Raw genomic sequence first — 7,158 nt, 5'->3', positions numbered from 1 at the left:
ATGAAGGTGTTGGTATTCCGCAAGAAGATATTCGAAGAGTATTCGAACCGTTTTACACTGGGAAAAACGGTCGTACATTCGGAGAATCTACTGGTATGGGACTTTATATTGTAAGTAAAATTTGTGATTATTTAGGTCACTCTGTCAAACTAGATTCTGAAGTTGGGAAAGGAACGACGATTAAAATCATCTTCCACAACGCTGCAAATAATCAAGCAGAACATACGGAGAAGGTGACCGAAGCATGATCGTGACATATGCTAGCAAAATGTATGAGAACTTACTCTCATACATTTTTTGCAATAAAACTACATATTTGTCTTCTAGCGGGAGGTACGTATTATGACATTTTGGCAGTTTGCCTTTAAAAATGTAACACGTAATTCCAGAGCTTATTTTGCTTATTTCGTAAGCAGTTCTTTTTCCATTGCTGTTTTCTTTTCGTTTGCTGTTTATTTATTTCATCCTAAATTACAAAATTTCAGTATGATCTCAGAAATTTCAGGATTAATGATTTTTTCAGAAGTTATCATTGTCTTGTTCTCGTTCTTCTTTCTACTTTATTCAATCGGATCGTTTTTAAAAGTTCGGAAAAAGCAATTTGGTGTGTTAACCGTTTTAGGTATATCAAAAAAGCAATTACATCGACTCATTTTCACTGAAAATATGTTAATTGGTATTTTATCTATCTTTTTCGGCATGCAGTTTGGACTTGTCTTTTCGCAATTTTTCTTATTAGTAACAGCGAAAATTACATATCTACCAGGACTATATTTATATTGGCCAACGAATGCTTTTATTTTAACAACAATTGTATTTCTGAGTCTCTTTATCGCCGTATCTTCATTTACACCAATGCTGATTCGTACGAAAAGGGCGGTAAACCTTTTAAAAACGAATAATAGTGGGAAACAAAAAGAAAGAAAACCATCCATATTCATCTCTCTATTTGGTGCGATTTGTTTATTAGGTGGTTATATTTTAGCTGCAAACCCTAAATATTTCTTCTCAATAAACCCGCAAGTAGGCGTTATATATATGGTTTCAAGTATTTTTGTGATCCCATCACTTGTGACAGTTGGGACATATTTTTTCTTTTCTCAAATTAGTTTCTTACTTATTTATATTTTAAAGAAAAGAAGAAAGTTTTATATGAAACGAATTAATATGCTGTGGATTTCGGATTTAGCAAGCCGCATCCGAACGAATATTAATATGTTGTTTATTGTAGCGATGCTATCTACAATCGCTTTCACAATGATTACGTTCCTATATGGGGTCGGAAAGTTTACAAAGCTAGAGGTTACGCGAAGTTCACCGTTTCCATTCTCTTATTTTTCTTATGAAGCAAATCCTTTTGTGGACAATCATTTAAATTGGCTTGAACAACAATTACAAAAAGAGAATTTCTCTTATAAAAAAATAAAGGCTGATTTATATGAAACACCATTGAAAGAAGATGAAGGTATAACAGCTTATAATGACATATATGCAATAAAACAAAGTGACTATAATAAACTCGCAGCTTCCCTGCGAATGAAACAACTATTCATGAACGAAAATGAAGTATACATCTTAACAGGTAACGCTTATATAACCTTATTCAGCGAATTTGAGCCAAGCTACAATAGAAAGTCTATTACACTTTCTAGCACAAATACGCAATTACAAGTAAAAGGCTATGAACAAGCAGGGGCCATTCCATCTAACTTTTCATACCAAACTTTAATTTTACCTGACTCTGTTGTAAACAACTTACCAAATACAACAAAGCACGTAACAGCGTACAATTATAAAGTACAAAATTGGGAAAAGACTTATGAAATTGCTGATGATTTTATGAAAAAAATACAAAGAGATCGACAGGAATTCCAATACGAAGGCCCTCTTATACGCTCCTATGAATCAGCAGGTTCATTATACAGAATCACATCTGGTAGTGCTGCATACTTTCTAATCGGAACATTTTTAGGTGTTATTTTCTTCATTGGAGCCGGTAGCGTTCTTTATTTTAGAATGTATACAGATTTAACGAACGAACAAGAGAAATATATAACGATTTCTAAGATTGGTGTAACAGATAAAGAGATGAAACGATCTGCTACTATTCAGCTTAGCATTTTATTTTTCATTCCATATGTTATGGCATCCATTCATACAATGTTTGCAACAAAAATGCTCCAAGATGTAATTGATCTATCACTATTCAAAGAAATTTCAGCTGTTCTTATTATTTTTGGCGTAGTTGAAATCGTCTTTTTCTTATTCATTCGTTCTTTTTACATGCAAAAGTTATCAGAGTATACGAATGGTTAAATTTTATGAATGTATTTAATAGGGGAAAAGGATATCTCTTATATCCTTTTCGTCTTCATCCTACTAGGAGGTCTAGGTGAATGACATTTTGGCAGTTTGCATTTAAAAACGTCACAAGGAACGCCAGAGCTTATTTCGCCTATTTTGTAAGCAGTGCGTTCTCTATCGCAATTTTTTTCTCATTTGCAGTTTATTTATTTCATCCGAAATTGCATATGACAGACATTAATTATGCTCTGAACATACTAATGACAATTTCAGAGGTTGTCATTGTGTTCTTTTCATTTTTCTTTTTACTATATTCGATCGGTACTTTCTTAAAAGTACGAAAAAAACAGTTCGGGATTTTAACTGTACTTGGTATATCTCAAAAACAACTAAAACGACTTATTTTTTTAGAAAACATGTTAATCGGTATTCTTTCTATATTTTTTGGTATTCAATTAGGACTTGTCTTTTCACAGTTCTTTTTATTAGTTACCGCAAAAATTACGCATGTACCAGGTCTATATTTATATTGGCCTACAGGTGCTATCATTTTAACAATAGTAATCTTTCTCGGTCTCTTTATTCTCGTATCGTCTTTTACACCGATGCTCATTCGTACAAGAAAAGCGGTACGACTTTTAAAAGAAGGAAAACAGCAAAAAGAAAGAAAAGCATCCGTGCTCATCTCTCTATTCGGTGCAACATGCTTAATAACTGGATATGTATTAGCAGCCAATCCACTGTATTTTATGTCGTTAGGTGACATCATTGGGCTTTTATATGCGGTCTCTAGTATATTTGTCATTCCATCGCTTATTTCAGCTGGGACATATTTTTTCTTTTCACAGATTAGCTTCTTGCTCATTCGTATATTAAAGACGCGAAGAAAATTTTATATGAAACGTATTAATATGCTTTGGATTTCTGATTTAGCAGCGCGTATTCGGACAAACATTAACATGCTCTTTATTGTAGCAATGCTATCGACTCTCGCTTTTACAATGATTACCTTCTTATATGGATTCGGGAAGTTTACAAAGTTTGATGAAATTAGGAAAAACCCTTTCCCGTTTACTTATTTATCTCATACTGAAAATACGTTAGCGGATGAACATTTAAACTGGTTAGAACAAAAATTTATTGAAGAGCACTTTACTTATACAAAATTTAAAACAGATATATATGAAGTATCTTCATCTGAAGATAACACGCAGCTCTATTACGCCATTAAACAAAGTGACTATAATGTACTTGCTAAGGCTTTAAATTGGGAAACGCTCACGGTAAATAAGAATGAATCTTATATTCTTATGACAGACTTAGATGATCAAGTTATTGGAACGCTTCATAATAAAGACAAAAAAAATACTCTTACACTTACTCAAAACAATTTACAACTACAAGTGAAAGAATATAAAAGTTATAATCCATTCCCAAATCGCTTAATATACCAATTGCTCATACTATCTGATGAAAATGTAGAAGCATTATCCACCATTTCAAAACAAATGAGTGTATATAGCTTTAAAGTGTACGATTGGGAAAAAGCACATAACATCGGTTCGGCATTTACAACAAAAATTTATAATGAAAGTGAAGCGATCAAAGCAGAGCATCCTCCTTTCCACGCAAGTGAAGCGAGTGATTCTCTATATAAAGCAAAACTAAATGTCGCTTCGTTCTTCTTAATTGGTACTTTCCTAGGAGTTATTTTCTTTATCGGTGCTGGCAGTGTTCTTTACTTCCGAATGTATACAGATTTAACAAATGAGCAAGAAAAGTATGTAACGATTACAAAAATTGGTTTAACAGAAGCCGAAATGAAACGATCTGCTACAATTCAACTTGCTATTTTATTCTTTGTTCCATACATTATGGCATCGATCCATACGATGTTTGCGACAAAGATGCTACAAGAAATTTTACATCTCTCGTTCTTCGCTGAGATTACAGTCGTACTGATGATTTTTGGAACAGTTGAAATTTTATTTTTCCTTTTAATTCGTTCCTTCTATATGCAAAAATTATCACAACACATTAAGTTTTAAAATTAGAAAGGTGATTATTATGGAAGAAGTATTACACATAAAAAATGTCTCAAAAGTGTATGAAGGAAAAGTCCCTCATACTGCTTTAAAAAATATAAATTTACATGTAGATAAAGGTGAATTCGTTGCGATCATGGGACCATCTGGTAGCGGTAAATCTACGTTTTTAAACGTTATCTCTACCATTGATTCTCCGACTGCTGGTGATGTCGTGATTAACGGAAAAAAACCGCACACATTTCGTAGAGAGAAGTTAGCTATTTTCCGCCGCCAAGAGTTAGGATTTGTTTTCCAAAACTTTAACCTACTAGATACACTAACAATCGGTGAAAATATCGTACTACCTTTAACATTAGATAATGTTCCTTTAAAAGAAATGGATGAAAAGCTTGATAACATTTCAAAAAAGCTTGGAATTGATCATATTTTAGACAAGCGTATCTTTGAAGTGTCAGGAGGACAAGCACAGCGTACCGCAGTAGCACGTGCTGTTATTCATCATCCTTCCCTTCTACTTGCCGATGAACCGACAGGAAACTTAGATTCAAAAGCGGCAATTGACGTAATGGAGCTATTTACGAAATTAAACAAAGAAGAAGATGCAACGATTTTAATGGTTACGCACGATCCGTTTGCAGCAAGTTATTGCAACCGCGTCATTTTCATTAAAGATGGCGAACTTTACAATGAACTACACCGCGGGCTATACCGAGAGAAATTTTATCAAGAAATATTAGATGTTCTAGCATTATTAGGAGGAAGACGTGGATGACATTTTGGCAATTCGCATTTAAAAATGTCTCGCGTAATTCGAAAGCATATTTCGCTTATTTTGTAAGTAGTGCGTTCTCTATCATGGTTTTCTTTTCATTTACTGTATACGCGTATCATCCACGCTTACAAATTATAAATAAATTACAGGAACAAGATCCGCTCATGAACTTGGCTGGCATGGCACAGTTTGTTATCGTTTTGTTCTCGTTCTTCTTTCTCTTATATTCTATTGGGACGTTTTTAAATGTACGGAAACAACAATTTGGCGTTTTAACTGTTCTCGGTATATCTCAAAAACAATTAAAACGTCTTTTGTTTACTGAAAATATGATTATTGGAATGCTAGCTATCTTTGCTGGTATTCAAGGCGGTCTTGTGTTCTCTAACTTTTTCTTACTCGTTACTTCTAAATTAACAAATGCAAAAGGTCTCTATTTATATTGGCCAACAGAAGCTATTATCGTAACAACAGTAACTTTTATTATTTTATTTTTCATCGTTTCTACATTTACACCGATGTTCATTCGTACTCGGAAAACAACACGATTAATTAAAAATAATAAAAATAAAAAAGATGAAAAAAGGCCATCTATACTCATTTCATTGTTTGCCTTAATTTGTTTAGGCCTGTGCTATTATATCGCTGGTTATCCGCAAGGCTACGTAACAGAAAAAAACGTACAAAATGGATCTGTATACCTTATCATGTTATCTATTTTACCGCTCGTAATAGTCGGAACATATTTATTCTTTTCACAGACGTTTCTCCTCTTTATCTTTATCTTAAAAAAGCGGAGAAAGTTTTATATGAAACAAATAAACATGTTATGGATTTCAGATTTAGCTAGCCGTACACGTAGTAATATTAATGTGCTCTTTATCGTTTCTATGTTGTCAGCACTTGCATTTACAATTATTACCGGGCTATTTGCTGCTAATAATAATACGAAAGTATCGATATTAGAACGATATCCTTTCCCCTTCACGTATACGTCCAAAGGTGAAAATCAATTGGAACAAAAACACATTGCTACAATTGAAACGGAGCTTACAAAGGCTAATTTTCAATACAATAAGCATAAGTTTACAGTATTACAAGATACTGCTTTAAAAGAAAACATTACTCTTATGAAAATGAGTGACTATAATTCACTTGCGAAACAGTTAAAGAGGCCGGAAATAACCCTTGATTCTACACAAGTTTATATTATTTCTCGTTACTCGCCAGAACTCGTAAATCTTGTATCCAATCCATTTGCAAAACAAAATACAATTACATTGGGATCAAATAAAACGGAATTTCATATTAAAGGATTTATTAATAAAGGGATCTTACCAGCCTTTAAATTTCCGCATGTAATTGTTGTACAAGATTATGTATTTGATAATATGATTCCTCATATTGAAACGACCATAGTGTATAACTACTTCGTTGAGAATTGGGAAAATACAGTTGTTCCGACGAAAAATATGTTAAAACATATTCAGAAGGATACAGATATCTTCTATGAAGCATATAAAGATACAGAACTGGCTCCTTCTCCCCCGTTTGATATTGATACAGCTGCGGTTGATCTAAACTACAGTAAAGGGAATTCAATTGCCGCTTTCTTTATTTGGACATTTCTCGGCTTTATTTTCTTTATCGGAGCAGCTAGTGTTTTATACTTCCGTATGTATAATGACTTAACGAATGAAAAACAAAAATACATTACGATTACAAAGCTTGGATTAACTGAGTCAGAAATGTTTCGCTCCGCAACGATTCAATTAGGAATTTTATTTTTCGTTCCTTACATCGTTGCTGGTGTTCACACATTATTTGCCGTTAAGTTTTTACAAAGTATGTTTTCTTTCTCATTACTAAAAGAGACATGTATCGTACTCACCTTTTTCGGGATGATCGAGATTACTTTCTTCTTCTTAATTCGTTCCCTGTACATTAATAAATTATCACAGCAGATCAAAATATGAATAAAATGGCCTTGTGCGTATTGCACAAGGCCATTTTCAATAGTTTTTAATTAGCAGC

Annotated in this window: 5 protein-coding genes; all 5 read left to right on the top strand. The window is 33.2% G+C overall.

Annotation, left to right across the window (positions count from 1 at the left end):
- A partial coding sequence (locus MR083_RS25710) for an ATP-binding protein (protein WP_242270047.1) occupies positions 1-248 on the top strand: 248 nt, incomplete at its 5' end.
- Between the two features lie 94 nt (positions 249-342).
- Positions 343-2,316 (top strand): FtsX-like permease family protein, encoded by a 1,974-nt coding sequence (locus MR083_RS25705; protein WP_242270046.1) that lies wholly within the window; start codon positions 343-345, stop codon positions 2,314-2,316.
- A gap of 80 nt (positions 2,317-2,396) precedes the next feature.
- Complete coding sequence (locus MR083_RS25700; protein WP_087953095.1) at positions 2,397-4,352, top strand: ABC transporter permease; 1,956 nt, start codon at positions 2,397-2,399, stop codon at positions 4,350-4,352.
- Positions 4,353-4,371: 19 nt separating this feature from the next.
- Positions 4,372-5,124 (top strand): ABC transporter ATP-binding protein, encoded by a 753-nt coding sequence (locus MR083_RS25695; protein WP_000393244.1) that lies wholly within the window; start codon positions 4,372-4,374, stop codon positions 5,122-5,124.
- Positions 5,121-7,100, top strand: coding sequence for an FtsX-like permease family protein (locus MR083_RS25690; protein ID WP_242270045.1), 1,980 nt, complete (start codon positions 5,121-5,123; stop codon positions 7,098-7,100). Before MR083_RS25695 ends, MR083_RS25690 begins: the two co-directional genes overlap by 4 nt.
- Positions 7,101-7,158: the final 58 nt, after the last annotated feature.

Source organism: Bacillus cereus group sp. BfR-BA-01408, assembly GCF_022663305.1.
GTDB lineage: Bacteria > Bacillota > Bacilli > Bacillales > Bacillaceae_G > Bacillus_A > Bacillus_A pacificus.
Note: the sequence above shows the minus strand (reverse complement) of the source record. Positions and strands in the feature narration are given on the sequence as shown.